A 17,818-nucleotide genomic window follows, 5' to 3' on the forward strand; every position below is an offset into this window, starting at 1 on the left:
CTCACCAGCGCTTCTCGAACCGGTTGCGGACGAAGATGGCGATCGAGTTCATCGCGAGCACGATCGCGAGCAGCAGGACGATCGCCCCGGCCGCGAGTTCGGTGTACTCCGCCTGGGAGCGGGTGATGAACGTGTAGATCTGGATCGGCAGCGCGGTGTAGCGGCTGTCCAACCCATCCGGATTGAAGGTGATGAAGGTGACCGCGCCGAGAACGATCAGCGGGGCGGCCTCACCGATCGCCCGGGACAGGGCCAGGATCGACCCGGTGGCGATGCCCGGGACCGCCGACGGCAGCACCTGCCGGTACACGGTCTGCCACTTGGACGCGCCGAGGGCGTACGACGCCTGCCGGATCGACTGCGGCACCGCGCGGATCGCCTCGCGGGAGGCGATGATGACCACGGGCAGCACCAGCAGCGAGAGCACGATCGCGGCGGTGATGATGGTGAAACCGAGGCCGAGGGTCCGGGCGATGATGCCCAGACCGAGGATGCCGAAGATGATCGACGGCACGCCCGCGAGGTTCTGGATGTTCAGCTCCAGCAGGCGGTTGTACCAGCGGGTGTTGTCCGCGTACTCCTCAAGGTAGATGGCGGACAGGATGCCGATCGGCAGGCAGATCACCGCGACCAGCGAGATGATCCAGAGCGTGCCCACCAGTGCGGACTGCACGCCGGCACCGTCCAGTCGGCTGACCAGGCCGGTGGGCATCTCCGTCCACAGGCGGGAGTCCAGGCGGTTCCAGCCCTTGACGAGCACCCAGGCGAGCAGGGCCGCCAGCACACCGAAGGCGATCACCAGGCACGCCTGCATGGCCAACCGGAACGCGACCTCCCCAGGCCGGCTGCGGCGCTGGGTCAGCGCACTGCCCGGCGCGGAGGGATCCGGCCGGGTGTCGGTGGTGAGGGTCGGGGCGCTCACTCGTAGACCTCCCTGAAGCGACGGACCATGCGGATCGACACCGCGTTGAGCGCGAACGTGATGAGGAACAGCAGCGCGCCGACGGCGAAGACCGAGTCGTAGTCGAGGGAGCCGACCGGGATGTCGCCGGAGGAGATGTTGGCGATGAACGCCGTCATCGTCGCGGCCCCCTCCAAGGGGTTGAGGACGATCCGGTCGGAGGTCAGGCCACCGGCGATCGTGACGATCATCGTCTCGCCGACCGCGCGGGAGATGCCCAGCACGATCGCCGCCACGATGCCGGAGATCGCCGCCGGCACCACCACCCGGGTCGACACCTGCATCCTGGTCGAGGCCAGCGCGTACGCGCCCTCGCGCAGGCTCCGTGGCACGGCGGCCATCGAATCCTCGGAGATGCTGGCGATGGTCGGCACGATCATGATGCCCATCGCGATGCCCGCGATGAGCAGGTTCTGGAAGGCCGGCCCGTTGTCGGTAGGCCACCACTTCTGCAGCAGCGGATTGAGCGCGAAGAGCGCGACGAAGCCGTACACGACGGTCGGCACGCCGGCGAGCAGCTCGATGATCGGCTTGAGCACCTTGCGGGTACGCGGGTTGGCGTACTCGGACAGGTAGATCGCGGAGCCCAGACCGAGCGGCACGGCGATGGCCAGGGCGATGGCGGTCACCACGAGCGTCGCCCCGACCAGCGGGAGCACGCCGTACGCCTTCTGCGCGAAGGTCGGCGTCCAACTGGTGCCGGTGACGAACTCGACGATGCTGACCTGCTGGAAGAACTCAATCGTCGGCTGCACCAGGGCGATGACGATGCCGACGGTGGTCACGACCGAGACCAGCGCCGCGGCGACGAGCAGGACCTTGACGATGCTGTCAACGGGGCGGCGCCGGCCCCGCCGCAGGGCGCTGCCTGCGGCGGAACCGGCGTTCGAGGTGCTGGTGGTCACGTCAGACCGCGGTCTTCAGGGCGTCGAACTCGGACTTGAGGGTGCCCTTCTGCTGCTCGGTCAGCGGGACGTACTTCGCCTCCTTGACGATGTCGTCGATCCGCTCGATGTAGAAGTTCACGAAGTCCGCGACCTGCGGCTTCTTCACCGCTGCGTCGCTGACGTAGATGAACAGCGGCCGGGACAGCGGCTTGTAGCTGTTCTCCTGCGCGGTCTTCAGGCTCGGCTCGACGCAGCCGGCGCCACCGTCGACCTTGAGCGCCTTGAGCTTGTCGGCGTTCTCCTCGAAGTAGGTGAACCCGAAGTAGCCCAGGCCGCCCTTGGTGCCGGCGACACCCTGCACGACCACGTTGTCGTTCTCCGACGCGGTGTAGTCGGTGCGGCTGGCACCCTCCTCACCGTTGATCTCGTCGGTGAAGTAGTCGAACGTGCCGGAGTCGGTGCCCGGGCCGAAGAGCTTCAGAGGCTCGCTCGGGAACTTCGGGTCGACCTGGTTCCAGTTGGTGACCTTGGAGTTCGGCTCCCAGATCTTCTTCAGCTGGTCGACGGTGAGGCAGTCGGCCCAGTTGTTGTCCTTGCTGACGACCACCGTGAGGGCGTCGTTGGCAACGATGAGCTCCTTGTACTTGATGCCGGCCGCCTCGCACGCCTGCTTCTCGGAGTCCTTGATCGGACGGGAGGCGTCGGAGATGTCGGTCTCACCCTTGCAGAACTTCTCGAAGCCACCACCGGTCCCCGAGGTGCCGACGGAGACGTTCACACCGCTCTGGCTCTCACCATAGAAGGTGGCGGCGGCCTCGCTCAGCGGAGCGACGGTGCTGGAACCGTCGACCTTGACCTCACCCGAGAGCTTCTCGCCGCCGGTGGCGTCGTTGTTCTCGGCGTTGTTGCTACAGCCGGCAAGCGCGAGCGCGGCGAGCGCGACGCCGGCGAGGACGCGCCGCGAAAGCACGTTGCGGTTCACCAGGTAAGCCTCTCTATAGGGGTGCGTCAGCCCGACCGGGCCGTACGGAAAGTCAAGCTAGGAGGCCGAGGTAGCCGGTCGACCGGCGCTGAGTGAACGACAAATGAACTCCGCAGCTCGGCGCGTGGCCGTGGAACCCGGAATTGTGATGCTTGGGGGTGGCAGCGACCCCGATGTCCGTTACCGAAGGGCCAATCAGAGCCGGATCGTGCCCGTGACCAGGTAGACAACCTGTCGCGCGACGTTGACGGCGTGGTCGGCGTAGCGCTCGTAGTACCGGCTGACGAGGGCGAGGTCGATGGCGTTCTCCACCCCGTACGGCCAACCGGAGACGAGCTGGGACAGCAGCCGCGCCTGGGCGGTGTCGACCTCGTCGTCGTCCAGGCCGAGCTGCATGGCGTCCAATGGGTCCCGGGTGGCCAGCACGACACTGACCTTCTCCGCGATCCGCGCCGCCGCCTCGGCCATCCCGGTCAGCACCGCCGTGGCCGGCGGGGGGACGACGGTGACCGGGTGCCGCATCAGCACGATCTTGGCGATGTGCACCGCCAGATCGCCCATCCGCTCGAGATCGCCGGAGATCCGGATCGCACACAGCACCAGCCGCAGGTCCGAGGCGACGGGTTGCTGCCGCACCAGCAGTTCCGGGATGGTCGCTTCGACGTCCCGGCGCAGCTCGTCGAGAGTCACGTCGTCACGGATGACCGCCTCGGCCGCGTCCCGGTCGACGTCGAGGAGGGCCCTTCCCGCGCCGCGGATCGCCGTCACCGCTTCCCGGCTCATCGTCGCCAGGGCACCAGTCAGCCGGTCGAGCTGCTCGTCGTAGCTGCTCCGGCTCATGGCGTGCCCTCCCCCGGCTGACCAGTGGCCCCGCCTGCCGTTCCCCGCCTCGGACGCCGGGGCGAACGATGGCCGGCCCTGTCGGCATGGACTGCAACCTACCGGTTTCGGGGCAGGCGGGCCGAATCACGGGCGGACCGCTCGCCCGGCCCACCGCCCGGCGCCGGAGGTGCGACGGGGACGGGCCAGCGCCGGCCGGCGAGGTGCGCGGCGAGGGCACGCACGACGTGGGCGGCGTCCCGCCCGACGCCGCGCAGGGTGTTCGAGGCGAACGACCGCTGGAACTCCAACCCGAGGTGGGCCAGCCCCGGGCGGGCGCGGGAGAGGCCGCCCACCTGCCTTGGCAGGCCGCGCGTGAGGGCACCGAGCGGATCAAGGTACGCCAGGTCCGGGCGGTAGCCGGTCGCGAAGATGACCGCGTCGGCCGGCTCGACGCTGCCGTCCCGCCCGACGACCCCCTCGGCGGTGAAGGCGGTGAACATCTCGCGCCGGGAGATCCGGCCGGATGCGAGGGCTCGGCGGTACTCCCCGGCGTCGAGCACCGCGGCGTGCCGGACGAGCCGGGTGACGACGGCGCTCGGCAGCCGGTCCAGCCCGGTCCGGTGCAGCCACTCGTGCAGGTCCCGACCGCGTACCCGCTGTGGCAGGAACCGGACGGGCTCCCGGGTGGCGAGGGTGACCTGCGCGTGCGCGGCGAGCTCGAGGGCGACCTGGACGGCCGAGTTGCCGGCGCCGACGACGATCACCCGCTTCCCCGCGTAGGCGTCGGGCCGGCGGTAGCCGGCGACGTGCCGCAGGTCGCCGGCGAAGGCGGCCCGGCCGGGCAGGTCGGGCACGTACGGGTTGCCGAAGGAGCCGCTCGCCGCCACGACCGCCCCCGCCAGGATCTCCTTCCCGGTGCCCGTTCGGACCAGGAACCCGCCGCCCGCGTACGCCTCGACGGCGGTGACCCGGACGCCGGTACGGATGTCGACGTCGAGGGCGGCCGCGTACCGGCTCAGGTAGGCGATCACCTCGTCGCGGGCCGGGTAACGGTCCGGGTCCCCGTCGAACGGCATCCCGGGCAACGTGCTGTAGCGGGCCGGGGAGAAGAGGGTGAGGCTGTCGTAGTAGTCCGGCCAGGAGCCGACCGGTGTTGCGCCGGCGTGGAGGATGACGGGCCGCAGGCCGAGGGATCGGGCGGCCTGGGCGGCGGCGAGGCCGGACTGCCCGCCACCGACGATGACCACGGGCTCGGTGGACGTCTTCATGACCGCATCATATTGTTGTTTCGTTGAATGACAATATGACTGTGATGCGGAAGGCTGGAAGGATGAACGACACGGCACGCGGCCGGTCGACGGGGACCACCCCGGCAGACCGCCCGATCGCGGCCACGCCCGGGCTGACGCCGCAGACCCACGAGTTCCTCAAGGCGCTCGGCAGCCCCACCCGGCAACGGATCATGATGCTGTTCGCCGCGGGCGCCGAGCTGTCCGTCGGCGAGGTGGCCGAGCGTACGGGCATCAGCCAGGCCACCGCCTCACAGCAGCTGACCCTGCTGCGACGGGGCGGCATCGTCGCCTCCCGGCGCGCGGGGAAGACCGTCTTCTACCGGGCCGACCGCGACGGCGCCGTCGCCGCCCTCACCGACCTCCAGTCCTACCTGAGCACCTGCTGCTGACCGGCACCGGTCACGCCTGGCCCGACTCGCAGACCAGGTCGCGCACCAGCGCCCGGGCCCGGTCCCGGATCTCGTCCCGGATCGGGCGGACCGCCTCGACGCCCTTCGGCGTCAGCGCAGCACGAACCGCATGTGCCCGTCCGGCGCCGCCTCCAGCCTTGGGGTCACCGGGGTGCTCGCGTCCCGTCCCGACGCGGCGCCCGTGACACCCGCCAGGTCGCCACAGGCCGCGACCTGGCCCAGGGTGACCAGGGTGGGCGGGAGCATCGTCAGCTCGCCGGCGCCGGCCCGGGCACAGGCGTCCGCCGGCTCGACCCACAGCGTCCGGTCGGCCTCACCGGAGACGTCCCGGGTCCGCTGCCCCGCCGGCAGCAGGGCCACGAAGAAGTACGTGTCGAAGCGGCGCGGCTCGAACTCCGGCGTGATCCACCGGCTCCACGGCAGCAGCAGGTCCGACCGGAGGGTCAGCCCGCGGTCGGCCAGCAGATCGGCGAAACCCACCTCCCGCCGCTCCAGCGCGACCCGGGCCGCCTCCCAGTCGTCCCCGGACACGTCGCCGACCACGGTGCCGGCGTCGGGGCCGGCGAGCAGCACACCCGCCTCCTCGAACACCTCCCGCGCGGCGGCGCACACCACCGCCTGGGCGGCCTCCGACGCCAGCCCCAGCCGGGCGCCCCACTCCGCCGGGGTGGGTCCGGCCCAACCCACGTGGGCCTGCGAGTCCGACGGGTCCACCCCGCCGCCGGGGAAGGCGTACATGCCGCCGAAGGCCATCGCGGCGACCCGGCGGATCAGGTAGACCTCGAAGCCGTCCCGGCCGGTGGCTGCCGCCCCGCCCGCCGGGACCGCCCCGCCGCCCGCCGAGGCACCCGGGCCGGCTGCCGGGGCGACTGCCGGGGCGGCCTCGCCGGCCGGCCGGAGCAGCAGCACGGTCGCCGCGACCCGGGGAACGGCGGGGACGGCGCCCTCGGCGTGGAACCGGCGGGCGTGCTCGACCAGGGCCGGCGGGGCCGGGAAGCCCTCGGAGTCGATCGTCATGCGGCGAGCGTAGTTCCCGGTTGCCGGTACGCCAGCCGGCTCCCCGGTGATCTTTCGCTAGCGTGACCGGCATGACTCGATGGGGCATCCTGGCCACCGGACACATCGCCGGGCGGTTCGCCGAAGACCTCAAGCTCGTGCCCGACGCCGAACTGGTAGCGGTCGGCTCACGTACCGCCGAGAGCGCGGAGCGGTTCGCGCACCGGCACGGCGTACCCCGGGCGTACGCCTCCTGGGCGGAACTGGCCGCGGACCCGGACCTGGACGTCGTCTACGTCGCCACCCCGCACGCCGCCCACCACGAGGCGGCCCTGACCTGCCTGCGGGCCGGCCGGGCCGTGCTGCTGGAGAAGCCGTTCACCCTCGACCTGGCCACCAGCCGGGAGCTGGTGGAGACCGCCCACGCCGCCGGGGTCTTCCTGATGGAGGCCATGTGGATGCGGGTCAACCCGCTGATCCGGCAGGTGTGCGAGCTGGTGGCGGAGGGGGCGATCGGCACGGTGACAAGCGTGCGGGGCGACTTCGGCGCGGCCGGCCCGTTCCCCCCGGAGCACCGGATGCGGGCGCGTGCCCTCGGTGGCGGGGCGCTGCTGGACCTGGGGGTGTATCCGCTGGGCCTGGCCCACCTGCTGCTCGGGATGCCCGACCACGTGCATGCCTGGGCAAAGATCAGCCCCGAGGGGGTGGACGAGAACACCGGGATCATCCTGGGCTACGACTCCGGCGCCGTCGCCACGCTGAGCTGCGGCATCGTCGGCGCGACGGCGCTGACCGCCTCGATCACCGGCACCGGCGGCCGGATCGACCTGCCCGAGCCGTTCTACCGTCCCGGCTCGGCGACGCTGCACCGGCCGGGTGCGGAGCCGGAGGTCCTCACCACCGAACTGGTCGGCAACGGCTACCAGTACGAGGCCGTCGAGGTGCAGCGCTGCCTCGCCGAGGGTCGGCTGGAGAGCCGGCTGGTTCCGCACTCGGCGACGCTGGAGGTGATGGCCCTGCTGGACGGGATCCGGGCGCAGATCGGCGTCGAGTACGTGTGAGCGCGCGGTGGGGTGTTAAGAGGGGCCCCTTGTACAACGCCAGGCGTTAACAAGGGGCCCTTCCTTACACCTCAGCTGAAGAAGGGGCGGGACAGGAAGTACATCAGGGCGCCGATGGAGCCGGCGGCGGGGAAGGTCAGGATCCACGCCCCGATGATATTGCCGGCGACGCCCCAGCGGACCGCCGAGAGCCGCTTGGTGGCGCCCACACCCATGATCGCCGAGGTGATCGTGTGCGTGGTCGAGATCGGGGCGCCCAGCACCAGCGCGTTGAAGTAGAGCACCGAGCTGGCCACGGTCTCGGCGGCGAAGCCCTCCGGCGGCCGCAGGTCGATGATCTTCCGGCCGAGGGTGCGGATGATCCGCCAGCCACCGGCGTACGTGCCGGCGGCGAGGACCGCTGCCGAGGTCCAGAACGCCCACTCCGGGATGAAGGTCGGGTCGTCCTGGAAGCCGCCGACGTAGAGGGCGAGCACCACGATGCCGATGGTCTTGGCGGCGTCCTGCATGCCGTGACCGACCGACATGGCCGCGGCGGAGGCCGTCTGCGCCCAGCGGAAGCCCCGGTTGAGCTTGCCCGGGTGCCCCTTCCGGAAGATCCACTGCACGGCGATCATCACGATGTAGCCGAGCAGGAAGCCGACCATCGGCGACAGGATCATCGGGATGATGACGCTCTCGCCGATACCGGTCCAGAGCACCGTGCCGGCCGCGGCGATCGTCGAGCCGACCAGGCCGCCGATCAGCGCGTGCGACGAGGACGACGGCAGGCCGAAGTACCAGGTGATGACGTTCCAGGTGATCGCGCCGATCACGCCGGCGAAGACGATGCCGAGGCTTGACACGCCGGTCGGAAGTTCGACCAGGCCGCTGCCGACGGTCTTGGCGACCTCGGCGCCGAAGTGCGCGCCGATGAAGTTGCCGACCGCCGCCATGGCCAGGGCGACCCGGGGGGTGAGCGCCCGGGTGGAGATGCTTGTCGCGATCGCGTTGGCGGCGTCGTGGAAGCCGTTGGTGTAGTCGAACACCAGGGCCACCCCGATCACCGCCAGCACGGCGATGAGTTCGGGACTCACAGGTTCAGGACTCCTTGACCGCGATGGTCTCGACGGTGTTCGCCACGTGCTCGAAGGCGTCGCAGGCGGCCTCCAGCTCGTCGGCGACCTCCTTCATCTTCAGCACGGTCAGCGCGTCGTACTCGCCCGAGAAGAGGCGGACCAGCAGCATCCGGTACGCCTGGTCGCCGTCGTTCTCCAGCCGGTTGCACTCGATCCAGTAGTCCTCGAGGTCCTTCATCGACCTCAGCCGGGGCATCGCCTCGGCGGTCAGCTTCGCCTGCTGGTCCAGGACGTTCACCAGCTCGTGCATCTCCCGGGGCAGCGACGGCAGCTTGGTCAGGCCGTAGAGGTAGAGCAGGTTGCCGACCGCCTCCAGGTGGTCCATGACGTCGTCCAGCAGCGACCCGAGCCGGTAGATGTCCTCCCGGTCGAACGGCGTGATGAAGGTGGAGTTGATCTTCTTGTAGAGCTCGTGCGTGATCTGGTCGCTGTCGTGCTCCACCTCGGTGAGCCGCTCACTCACCGACTGCACCTCCACGCCGGGCAGGGCCAGCTCGTTGAGGAGCTCGGTGCCCTTGACCAGGTTCTGTGCGGCCCTGGTGAAGAGCTCGTAGAAGGCGCCCTCGTTCGGGCGGAAGGAAAACTTCACAGCACGGACCTCGTCGTGTCGGTGGAAGGGGTGGCGGCCGCCCCGTCGGGTGACCCGAGTGGGAATGCTAGGTGCCGCCAGATCGGGGAATTCGCCGGCCCACCAGTGGCCAGACTGCATTTACTGGTCGTTCACCTTCCGTTCACCTTCATCCGTTGCACAGACCCCAGCAGCCGCTCCCGTTCCCGCCGGACGTCGAAACCGGCAGGCGGATACCCGAGAGCAAGAGTGTCGAACGTCTCCCTCAGCAGGTGCGCGACCGCCCAGTCCCGGTACCACTTGCGGTCCGCCGGCACCACGAACCAGGGCGCGACGTCCGTGCCGCACCGGCTCAGCGCCTCCGCGTACGCGGCCCGGTAGTCGTCCCAGCGCGCCCGGGCGTCGATGTCCGAGGGGTCGTACTTCCAGTGCTTGCGCGGGTCGTCCAGCCGCTCCAGCAGCCGCCGGCCCTGTTCGGCGTACGAGATGTGCAGCAGCACCTTGACCAGGCTCACGCCGCTGTCGACCAGTTCCCGCTCGAACGCGTTGATCTCGTCGTACCGGTCGCGCCAGATCGCCTCCGGCACCAGCGACTCGACGCGGGCCACCAGCACGTCCTCGTAGTGCGAGCGGTTGAACACACCCAGGTACCCGGGCGGCGGCAACGCCCGGCGGATCCGCCACAGGAAGTCGTGCCGCAGCTCCTCCGGTGTGGGCGGGCCGAACGAGCGCAGGTGCAGGCCGAGCGGGTTCAACGCACCGGCGACCCGCTTCACCGTGCCGTCCTTGCCGCCGCAGTCCACCGCCTGGAGGATCAGCAGCACCCGACGTGTCGAGGTCCCCGCCTTGGCGTTGGCGAAGAGCATCTCCTGCTGCCGGCCCAGCTCGGCACCGAGCAGCCCCACCTGCGCCCGGGCCCACGCCTTGCGCCGCTCCCCGGTGACGTCACCGCCGGGCAGCCCCGGCGTCGCCCCCGGATCGATCGCGCCCAGGTCGACCGGCCCGCCCGGCGGCAGCCGGAGCAACTCCCCGATCCCGCCACCGACCGGCCGCACCACCGTCCCACCACCCGCACCGTCACCGTCCACCCCCGCATCCTCACCCACCTGACCGCCCCGCGCGCGCCGAGCGTCCCCGCCCCGTCGATCATGGAGTGGTGGTGGGCGATATGCTCGCTTCTGCGGCTTCTGGCAGCACCACGACTCCATGATCGGCGGTAGGGTGCGCGGGACCTGTCACGTTCGGGGCGGTCGAGGCGTCCGGTGGGCGGGGAGGATCTGTGCCCGGGCGGGAGGATCTGTGCCTGGGCGGGGAGGAGCGGCGCGTGGCGGATCTGGTGACGGAGTTCGAGGCGGAGCGGGGGCGGCTGACCGCGGTCGCGTACCGGATGCTCGGCAGCCGCAGCGAGGCCGAGGACGCGGTGCAGGAGACCTGGCTGCGGTACGCCGCCGCCCTCGCCGACCCGGCGGCCCGCGCCGAGATCCGCCAGCTCGGCGCCTGGCTGACCACCACCTGCGCGCGGATCTGCCTCGACGTGCTGCGCTCCGCCCGGGTACGCCGGGAGGCGTACCCGGGCCAGTGGCTGCCGGAGCCCCTGGTGACGCCGGCGCCCTCCGGCGACGGCTTCGCGCCCGACCCGGCGGAGCGGGCGGTCCGCACTGACCAGGTGGGCAGCGCGCTGATGGTGGTGCTGGAACGGCTCACCCCGGAACAGCGGGTCGCCTTCGTGCTGCACGACGTCTTCGCCGTGCCGTTCGCGCGGGTCGCCGAGGTGCTCGGCACCACCGACGTCGCGGCCCGGCAGATGGCGTCCCGCGCCCGCCGGGCGGTCAGCGCGCCGGACGCCCCACGGCACACCGCGGACCCGGCCGAACAGCGCCGGGTGGTGGCGGCGTTCGCCGCCGCCGCGCAGTCCGGTGAACTGGACGCCCTGCTCAAGGTTCTCGCGCCGGACGTCGTGCTGATCGGCGACGGCGGCGGGCACTTCCCGGCCGGCCGCAACCCGGTGTACGGCGCCGACAAGGTGGGCCGCTTCGTCCTCGGCCTGTTCGGCCAGTCCGGCCGCTACGGCGGCACGCTGCGGGCCCGCCCCGTGCTCGTCGACGGTGTGCTCGGGTTCCAGATGGAGACGGTGTTCCGCGACGGCCGTCCGCTGCGGCTGGTCAGCGCGCTCGCCGTCGCCGACGGCCGAGTGACCGGCATCTTCAACCAGCTCAACCCGGACAAGCTCGGTGACCTGCCGCCGCTCGGACCGGAGGACGCCTGGCCACCGCGCTGGTGAGCGGCGCCGGCGGGCGGCTCAGACCACCAGGGCCAGCCACTTCCGGTACGACGTGGCGAACGGCTCGGTGCCGTCGCCGAGCGCGTCGAACAGCCAGCGTGCCGCCGCGTGCGCCTCGGTGACCACCTCGTCGGGGTAGCCGAACCGCTCACGATGATCGGCGAACTCGTCCTCGTCCCGCAGCTCGACCAGGCCGGTGCCGCGCCGGCGCACCACGTCGAGGTCGAGATCGACCAGGTGCACGGTCTCGTCGTCCTCCCAGCGGGCCGGGCTGGCGATGTCGCAGTAGACCTCGCTGGTGCGGGGCGGCGGGTTGAACATGCCCGTCCACCAGGCGTGGTGCGGCACCAGCAGGACGAACGGAATCTGCTCGACCGAGGGCCGGCCGTGGTAGACCGACGGGGTGCCGGCGGTCACGCCGAGCCAGACGCCGAGGTCGTCCTCGGTCAGCCGGCGGGCCGGGTAGTCGCGGTGGGCGCTGCCGTCGTACTTGCGGTAGATCACGCGGACCACGTCGCTCGGCATGACTGGCACCCTAACCGATTCGGTTGAACCCACGCGGCAGGGAAAGAACCGGACGCCCCCCGGGTGGAGCCCGTACCGGAAGGACGCCACGCCGCCCGCCGGACACCCGCTGTCGGCGCCGACGGGTACCGTCGCACGGTGACCCCGCCCCGCACCGCCACCGGTTCCGCCAGCCCGCAGTCCCGAGCCGGGAGCCGGCGCTCCGGCGGCCGGGCGAGCGGGGCCGAGCTGCTCGCCGCGGCGGTCGGCGCGGTGCCCGGCGGCGCGGCGCGCCCCGGCCAGCAGGAGATGACGGCGGCGATCGAGGCGGCCGTGGCGGGCCGCGAGCACCTGCTGGTGCAGGCCGGCACCGGCACCGGCAAGTCCCTGGCCTACCTGGCGCCCGCGCTCACCGTCGACGGCCCGGTCGTGGTCTCGACGGCAACCCTCGCACTCCAGTCCCAGCTCGTCGACCACGACCTGCCCCGGCTGGCCGACGCCGTGGAGCCGCTGCTCGGCCGGCGCCCCACCTTCGCCGTCCTCAAGGGACGGCACCACTATTTGTGCCTCGCCCGGCTCGACAACTCCACCGAGGAGGAGCCCGGGGACGCGCTCTTCGACGCCCCCCGTCCCGGGGGCACGAAGTGGCTCGGCGAGGCGGGCCGGCTCGGCAAGCAGATCCAGCGGCTGCGCGACTGGGCCGAGAAGACCGACACCGGCGACCGCGACGAGCTGGACCCGGGCGTCGACGACCAGGCCTGGCGGATGGTGTCCATGCCGGCCCGCGAGTGCGTCGGCGCGGCCCGCTGCCCCTTCGGCGCGGAGTGCTTCGCCGAGGCGTCCCGGGCCCGTGCCCGCGAGGCCGACGTCGTGGTGACCAACCACAGCCTGCTCGCGGTGGACATGCTGGCCGGGCGGCACATCGTGCCGCCGCACAAGCTGCTCGTCGTGGACGAGGCGCACGAGCTGGCCGACCGGGTCTCCTCGGCGGCCCAGGCGGAGCTGGTGCCGGAGCTGATCGACCGTTCCGCCCGCCGGGCCCGTCCCCTGCTGCGTCCGGAGACCGCCGAGGCGCTCACCGCCGCCGGGGACGCCCTCGCCATCGGGCTCGCCGAGGCGCCGGTGGGGCGGATCACCGCCGGGCTGCCGGCCCCGCTGCGCGAGGCCTGCACGCTGCTCGACGGGGCGACCCGTACGGCGCTGGAGGCCATCGGGGACGTGAAGGCCGACGACCCGGACCCGGTCCGCAAACAGCAGGCCAAGGCGGTGCTCGACGAGCTGTCCAGCACCGCCCAGCGGCTGCTGGAGGAGGCCGACCACGACGTGGCCTGGGTCGAGCGCAACGACGCCACCGGGCGGCGGGCGCTGGTCGTGGCCCCGCTGTCGGTTGCCGGCACCCTCGCCGCCCACCTGTACGAGGAGCGCACCGTCGTCGCCACCTCGGCGACCCTGACCCTGGGCGGCCGGTTCGACACGGTGGCCCGGGCGCTCGGGCTGGAGGTTCCCGCCACCCCGCCGTCCCCGGCCGCGGCGGCACTCGCCACCGCCGCCCGCGGCGGTCGCCCCGCCGGCCCGACCGAGGCGGCCCCCGTCAGCTCCGGCCCCGGGTGGCGCTCGCTCGACGTCGGCTCCCCGTTCGACTACGCCCGGCAGGGCATCCTGTACGTCGCCGCGCACCTGCCCCGGCCCAGCACCTCCGGGCTGCCGGACCCGGCCGGCGAGGAGCTGCTCGGGCTTGTCGAGTCGCTCGGCGGGCGTACGCTCGGGCTCTTCTCGTCCCGGCGGGCCGCGCAGCAGGCGGCGGAGCTGCTCCGCGAGCGGACCGACCTGCCCGTGCTGCTCCAGGGGGAGGAGGCGCTGCCGCTGCTGGTACGCCGCTTCCGCGAGGAGCGGTCGAGCTGCCTGTTCGGGGTGATGTCGCTCTGGCAGGGGGTCGACGTGCCGGGCGACTCGTGCCAGCTGGTGGTCATCGACCGGCTGCCGTTCCCCCGGCCGGACGAGCCGCTCGCCGCCGCCCGCGCCGCGGCCGTCGACGCGACCGGCGGTTCGGGGTTCGCCGCGGTCAGCGTGCCGATCGCCGCCGTCCGGCTCGCGCAGGGGGTGGGCCGGCTGATCCGCGCCACCGGTGACCGGGGCGTGGTCGCGGTGCTGGACTCCCGGTTGGAGACCGCCCGGGGGTACGGCCCGTTCCTGCGCCGCTCGCTGCCCCCGTTCTGGTACACGACCCGCCCCGACGTGGCCCGCGGCGCCCTGCAACGCCTCGCCAGGACCTGACCCGGGGGGCCAGCGCCGCACGCCAACATGGTGCTGCAACGTCGAAGTAGTGGCCTCCGTGAGAAGGTGAGGCCACTACTTCGTCGAACAAGTGCGATCTTGAGCTGTCCCGGGCACCCGAACGCCGTGGCCGGTCGCGGGGGTCAGGGGGCCTTGCTCGCCACCACCACCGCGTCGGGTGGGGTTTCCGGCACGGTACGGGCCGCCAGGCGGCGGACGGCCGTGTTGAGCACGGCGATCAGCGGCACCGCGACCAGCGCCCCGGTGATCCCGGCGAGGACCACCCCGGCGGCGATGCCGACGATCACGGCGAGCGGGTGGATGGCCACCGCCCGACCCATGATCAGCGGCTGGAGGATGTGCCCCTCGACCTGCTGCACCCCGATCACCGCGCCGAGGATGATCAGCGCGGTGACCAGGCCGCTGTCCACCAGGGCGACGAGCACCGCCACCACGCCGGACAGCGTCGCGCCGACGATCGGGATGAACGCCCCGAGGAAGACCAGCGCGGCGAGCGGGAACGCGAACGGGATGTCGAAGATCACCAGGAAGATGCCGATACCGACCGCGTCGATGAACGCGACCAGCACGGTGGCCCGCACGTACGCGCCAAGCGTCTGCCACGATGCCCGGCCGGCGTCATCGACCTTCCAGCGGGCGTTGACCGGGAGCAGCCGGACCAGGAACCGCCAGATCTTGTTGCCGTCGCGGAGGAAGAAGAACGTCGCGAAGAGCACCAGGATCGTGCCGGTCAGCACCTCGGCGAGGGTGGCCGCGGTCGAGACCGCGCCGCTGGTGAACCGGTCCGTGTTCTCGTTGACCCACTTCTCGCCCTCGTTGATGTAACGGTCGAGCTGACCGTCGGAGAGGTGCAGCGGGCCGGTCTTCAGCCAGTCCTGGATCTGGCGTACGCCCTGGGAGGACTTCTCGCTCAGCTCCGGCACGCCCTGGATGAACTCGTTGACCACCAGGGTCAGCGTGCCGATCACCCCGGCGAGCCCGCCGACCAGCACCACGGCGGTCGCCAGCGAGCGTGGCAGCCGGGCCCGCAGCAGCCAGCCCACCGCGGGGGCGAGCAGCGCGGAGAGCAGCAGCGCGACGGCCAGCGGGATGATCACGATGCGGATCTGGCCGACGATCCGCAACAGTGCCCAGGCGACCAGGCCGATCACGATCAGACGCCACGACCAGGCGGCGGCGATCCGCAGCCCGTGCGGCACGTCCGCGTCGTCGCGGCTGGTGGTGGAGTTGTGCATCGCGGCGGGCGGCTCCGCGCCGACCACCGTCGCCGATCGGGGCGCCACCGGCCCCGGCGCCGACGGCGAGGCGGTGCCGGCCTCCGGCTCGTCCCGGTCGCGGTGGGCGGCGGCTGACTCGCGCCGGGCCCGGACCGACTCACGACCCGACTCGTACGCGCGGCGCAGCCGTCCACGCACCCGCTCGAAGCGGCTCAAGCGGAACCTCCTGACGAAGAAGCGGACCGGTACGGCCAGGGCGGACAGGATACGCCCGCCGCAGCCACCGTAGGCCAGATCCGCCACACATGTGCCCCCGAGCTGCACCGGGTAACCACGACCCGGCCGGCGGAGCGGCACACGGTAGCGTCGTCGCCGTGACCGCCGACAAGAATCTCGACTCCGGCCTGCCGATCCGGCTGCTGCACGACCGGGTGCTGGTGCGCGTGGAGGGCAGCGAGGGTGAGCGTCGCTCCACCGCTGGCATCGTGATCCCGGCGACCGCCGCTGTCGGCAAGCGGCTGGCCTGGGCCACCGCGGTCGGGGTGGGGCCGAACGTCCGCTCGATCGTCTCCGGGGACCGGGTGCTCTTCGACCCGGACGACCGCTCGGAGGTCGAGCTGCACGGCCGGGGGTACGTGCTGCTCCGCGAGCGGGACGTGCACGCCGTCGCCGCCGAGCGGGTGGAGCCCGACTCGACCGGTCTCTACCTGTAGAGCCGTTTGCACTGCGCCGTCCCGGGAAGCCAGCCGCACCAGCGGCCCTGGGGAGGGGACGATGCCGGAGTTGATCAAGAAGTTGCTGTTCTGGGGCTTCATCGCGTTCCTGATCTACTTCATGGCGTTCCGTCCCGAGGGCGCGGCCGAGATGTTCAAGGCGATCGGGGCCGGCCTGGTAGCGGTCTTCCAGGGATTCGGTGACTTCCTGACCGGCCTGACGGCCTGACTCAGTACCGGGGCGGCGGCCACGGAGCCGGCGGGCGGACACCGTACCAACCGGGGCGGTAGCCGGGCGGGAAGGCGGGCGGCGGCGGGGCGAGCACGACCGGAATCGGGACGACCGGTTCGTCCGGCGCCTCCACCGGGCGCTGGGAGCCGTCCGGGAACCGCAGGTGGTAGCGGCGCCCGTCCCAGACGCCGACCGGGGCGTACGGGTCCCGGCCGACGAAGAACGCCCGGTAGCCACTGATCATCTCCAGCAGGTATCGCTCCTCGGCGACGGCCCGCTCGCGGTCGGCGGGGCGGCTGTCCAGGCCGCGGCGCATCCCGTCGCGCAGCAGGGCGAGCCGGGTCGCGGCGAACTGGTACCCGCGCATCGCCTTCAGCCCGGCGTCGCCGCCGACCCGCTTGGCCCACACCCGGGCCGCGTGCCGCCGCCCGAGGCTGCTCAGGGCCGCCACCTCCGGCGGGGTGAGCCACCCGGCGTGGACGTAGTCGGGAAGGGTGCGCTCGGTCAGCCGGCCCTCCCAGGACCGCAGCCAGACGGCCAGCCCGACCATGCCGAAGAAGATCGGCACCATGACACCCAGGAACCCGTAGAGCAGGATCAGGGGCTGACCGGTGGCCTGCGTGAGCGTCGGCAGCAGGTTCCACGTGCCGTGCAGCATCATCGCCAGCAGCAGGCCGGCGATCGGCGCGAGCACCCGTACCCGGCGGTCGGCCGCACGGGCGGCGATGCCCAGCCCCACCCCGGTCATCGAGGTGAACAGCGGGTGCGCGAACCCGAAGAGCAGGATGCGCACGATGAAGATGGCGATCACCTGCTGTGTTCCGGTGGCCGGGCCGTACTCCTCGACACCGGTCCGGTAGCCGTAGCCGCCCAGGTAGAGGATGTTCTCCACCATGGCGAAGCCGATCGCGGAGAGCCCGCAGTAGACCAGGGCGTCGGTGATGCCGGAGATCTCCCGGCGCCGGAAGATCAGCAGCAGGATCGGCCCGAGCGCCTTGGTCAACTCCTCGATGAACGGCGCCACCAGCACAGCCGTGAGCGCGGTGGGCAGGCGCAGCGCCTCGAACCGGTCGGCGGCGAAGGTGTTCACCGTCAGGGAGGCGGCGGTCGAGACGAACGCGCCCCAGGCGAAACAGAAGATCAGATACTTCAGCGGCTCCGGCTCGTACCGGTCGAGCCAGAGGAAGCAGGCCACCAGCACCGGGACCGGAAGGATCGCGGCGATCACCCCGATCAGCAACGCCTCGCCGCCGAGGCTCTCGCCGAGCGTCCACACCATGAAGACGGCGCAGGCCGCGATCAGCAGGACGACCCCACCGAGCACCAGGTAGCGACGCCAGCCCGGGCGGCGCGCCGGCATCCTGGGGCCGGCCGAGGGATCGGCGGCGGTCGGCGACGGCGGCAGGGAAACGCCGGGCGGGGTGTCGGCCATGTCGTCAGCGTAGTCACCGCCGGCCCGCCGGGACGGCCGCACCACGG

The 17,818-nt window shown here is 72.1% G+C and carries 18 protein-coding genes; 6 read left to right on the top strand and 12 right to left on the bottom strand.

The window, feature by feature from the left end; all coding sequences use genetic code 11:
- Position 1: 1 nt before the first annotated feature.
- The 5 genes from pstA to ABTW87_RS18090 all read right to left on the bottom strand — a co-directional run bounded on the left by pstA (position 2) and on the right by ABTW87_RS18090 (position 4,920).
- The gene (pstA, locus tag ABTW87_RS18070; protein WP_350651964.1) at positions 2 to 922 is read right to left on the bottom strand and encodes a phosphate ABC transporter permease PstA; all 921 of its coding nucleotides are present in this window, start codon (positions 920 to 922) and stop codon (positions 2 to 4) included.
- The gene (gene pstC, locus ABTW87_RS18075; protein WP_350651965.1) at positions 919 to 1,866 is read right to left on the bottom strand and encodes a phosphate ABC transporter permease subunit PstC; all 948 of its coding nucleotides are present in this window, start codon (positions 1,864 to 1,866) and stop codon (positions 919 to 921) included. The genes pstA and pstC overlap by 4 nt, the downstream gene beginning before the upstream one ends.
- A 1-nt stretch (position 1,867) precedes the next feature.
- Entirely contained in the window at positions 1,868 to 2,830 is a 963-nt protein-coding gene (locus ABTW87_RS18080; protein ID WP_350651966.1) for a PstS family phosphate ABC transporter substrate-binding protein, read from the bottom strand.
- Between the two features lie 195 nt (positions 2,831 to 3,025).
- The gene (gene phoU / locus ABTW87_RS18085; RefSeq protein ID WP_350651967.1) at positions 3,026 to 3,670 is read right to left on the bottom strand and encodes a phosphate signaling complex protein PhoU; all 645 of its coding nucleotides are present in this window, start codon (positions 3,668 to 3,670) and stop codon (positions 3,026 to 3,028) included.
- Positions 3,671 to 3,768: 98 nt separating this feature from the next.
- Positions 3,769 to 4,920 carry a flavin-containing monooxygenase gene (locus tag ABTW87_RS18090; protein ID WP_350651968.1) on the bottom strand — a complete coding sequence of 384 codons (1,152 nt, stop codon included), beginning with the start codon at positions 4,918 to 4,920 and terminating at the stop codon, positions 3,769 to 3,771.
- Positions 4,921 to 4,982: 62 nt separating this feature from the next.
- On the opposite strand from ABTW87_RS18090, the gene ABTW87_RS18095 reads away from it, so the two are divergent.
- On the top strand, positions 4,983 to 5,333 hold the full coding sequence (locus tag ABTW87_RS18095; RefSeq protein ID WP_350651969.1) for an ArsR/SmtB family transcription factor: 351 nt from the start codon (positions 4,983 to 4,985) through the stop codon (positions 5,331 to 5,333).
- Between the two features lie 111 nt (positions 5,334 to 5,444).
- Here the strand turns inward: ABTW87_RS18095 and ABTW87_RS18100 are convergent, their stop codons facing one another.
- Positions 5,445 to 6,371, bottom strand: a complete 927-nt coding sequence (locus ABTW87_RS18100; RefSeq protein ID WP_350651970.1) for an NUDIX hydrolase — start codon at positions 6,369 to 6,371, stop codon at positions 5,445 to 5,447.
- Between the two features lie 71 nt (positions 6,372 to 6,442).
- On the opposite strand from ABTW87_RS18100, the gene ABTW87_RS18105 reads away from it, so the two are divergent.
- On the top strand, positions 6,443 to 7,411 hold the full coding sequence (locus ABTW87_RS18105; RefSeq protein ID WP_350651971.1) for a Gfo/Idh/MocA family protein: 969 nt from the start codon (positions 6,443 to 6,445) through the stop codon (positions 7,409 to 7,411).
- Positions 7,412 to 7,482: 71 nt separating this feature from the next.
- Here ABTW87_RS18105 and ABTW87_RS18110 read toward each other — a convergent pair whose 3' ends face one another.
- From ABTW87_RS18110 to ABTW87_RS18120, 3 genes are all read right to left on the bottom strand, one after another.
- Complete coding sequence (locus ABTW87_RS18110; RefSeq protein ID WP_350651972.1) at positions 7,483 to 8,487, bottom strand: inorganic phosphate transporter; 1,005 nt, start codon at positions 8,485 to 8,487, stop codon at positions 7,483 to 7,485.
- A 4-nt stretch (positions 8,488 to 8,491) separates the two neighbouring features.
- On the bottom strand, positions 8,492 to 9,118 hold the full coding sequence (locus ABTW87_RS18115; RefSeq protein ID WP_350651973.1) for a DUF47 domain-containing protein: 627 nt from the start codon (positions 9,116 to 9,118) through the stop codon (positions 8,492 to 8,494).
- 131 nt (positions 9,119 to 9,249) lie between these two features.
- Positions 9,250 to 10,185, bottom strand: a complete 936-nt coding sequence (locus tag ABTW87_RS18120) for a PPK2 family polyphosphate kinase (RefSeq protein WP_350651974.1) — start codon at positions 10,183 to 10,185, stop codon at positions 9,250 to 9,252.
- A gap of 236 nt (positions 10,186 to 10,421) precedes the next feature.
- Between ABTW87_RS18120 and sigJ the strand changes: the two genes are divergently transcribed.
- Positions 10,422 to 11,378, top strand: coding sequence for an RNA polymerase sigma factor SigJ (gene sigJ / locus ABTW87_RS18125; RefSeq protein WP_350651975.1), 957 nt, complete (start codon positions 10,422 to 10,424; stop codon positions 11,376 to 11,378).
- A gap of 18 nt (positions 11,379 to 11,396) precedes the next feature.
- Here sigJ and ABTW87_RS18130 read toward each other — a convergent pair whose 3' ends face one another.
- Positions 11,397 to 11,903: a DUF402 domain-containing protein gene (locus ABTW87_RS18130; protein ID WP_350651976.1), complete on the bottom strand. Its 507-nt coding sequence runs from the start codon at positions 11,901 to 11,903 to the stop codon at positions 11,397 to 11,399.
- A 138-nt stretch (positions 11,904 to 12,041) separates the two neighbouring features.
- Here ABTW87_RS18130 and ABTW87_RS18135 point away from each other — a divergent pair, with 138 nt between their 5' ends.
- The gene (locus tag ABTW87_RS18135) at positions 12,042 to 14,156 is read left to right on the top strand and encodes an ATP-dependent DNA helicase (protein ID WP_350651977.1); all 2,115 of its coding nucleotides are present in this window, start codon (positions 12,042 to 12,044) and stop codon (positions 14,154 to 14,156) included.
- 143 nt (positions 14,157 to 14,299) lie between these two features.
- Here ABTW87_RS18135 and ABTW87_RS18140 read toward each other — a convergent pair whose 3' ends face one another.
- Positions 14,300 to 15,610, bottom strand: a complete 1,311-nt coding sequence (locus tag ABTW87_RS18140) for an AI-2E family transporter (RefSeq protein WP_350651978.1) — start codon at positions 15,608 to 15,610, stop codon at positions 14,300 to 14,302.
- A 158-nt stretch (positions 15,611 to 15,768) separates the two neighbouring features.
- Here ABTW87_RS18140 and ABTW87_RS18145 point away from each other — a divergent pair, with 158 nt between their 5' ends.
- Together ABTW87_RS18145 and ABTW87_RS18150 are read left to right on the top strand one after the other, a co-directional pair.
- Positions 15,769 to 16,107 carry a GroES family chaperonin gene (locus tag ABTW87_RS18145; RefSeq protein ID WP_350651979.1) on the top strand — a complete coding sequence of 113 codons (339 nt, stop codon included), beginning with the start codon at positions 15,769 to 15,771 and terminating at the stop codon, positions 16,105 to 16,107.
- Between the two features lie 61 nt (positions 16,108 to 16,168).
- The gene (locus tag ABTW87_RS18150; RefSeq protein ID WP_350651980.1) at positions 16,169 to 16,336 is read left to right on the top strand and encodes a hypothetical protein; all 168 of its coding nucleotides are present in this window, start codon (positions 16,169 to 16,171) and stop codon (positions 16,334 to 16,336) included.
- 1 nt (position 16,337) lies between these two features.
- Here ABTW87_RS18150 and ABTW87_RS18155 read toward each other — a convergent pair whose 3' ends face one another.
- Positions 16,338 to 17,816 (bottom strand): PrsW family intramembrane metalloprotease, encoded by a 1,479-nt coding sequence (locus ABTW87_RS18155; protein WP_350651981.1) that lies wholly within the window; start codon positions 17,814 to 17,816, stop codon positions 16,338 to 16,340.
- Between the last annotated feature and the right edge of the window lie 2 nt (positions 17,817 to 17,818).

The organism is Micromonospora sp. NPDC126480, from assembly GCF_040302465.1.
Taxonomy (GTDB): domain Bacteria; phylum Actinomycetota; class Actinomycetes; order Mycobacteriales; family Micromonosporaceae; genus Micromonospora.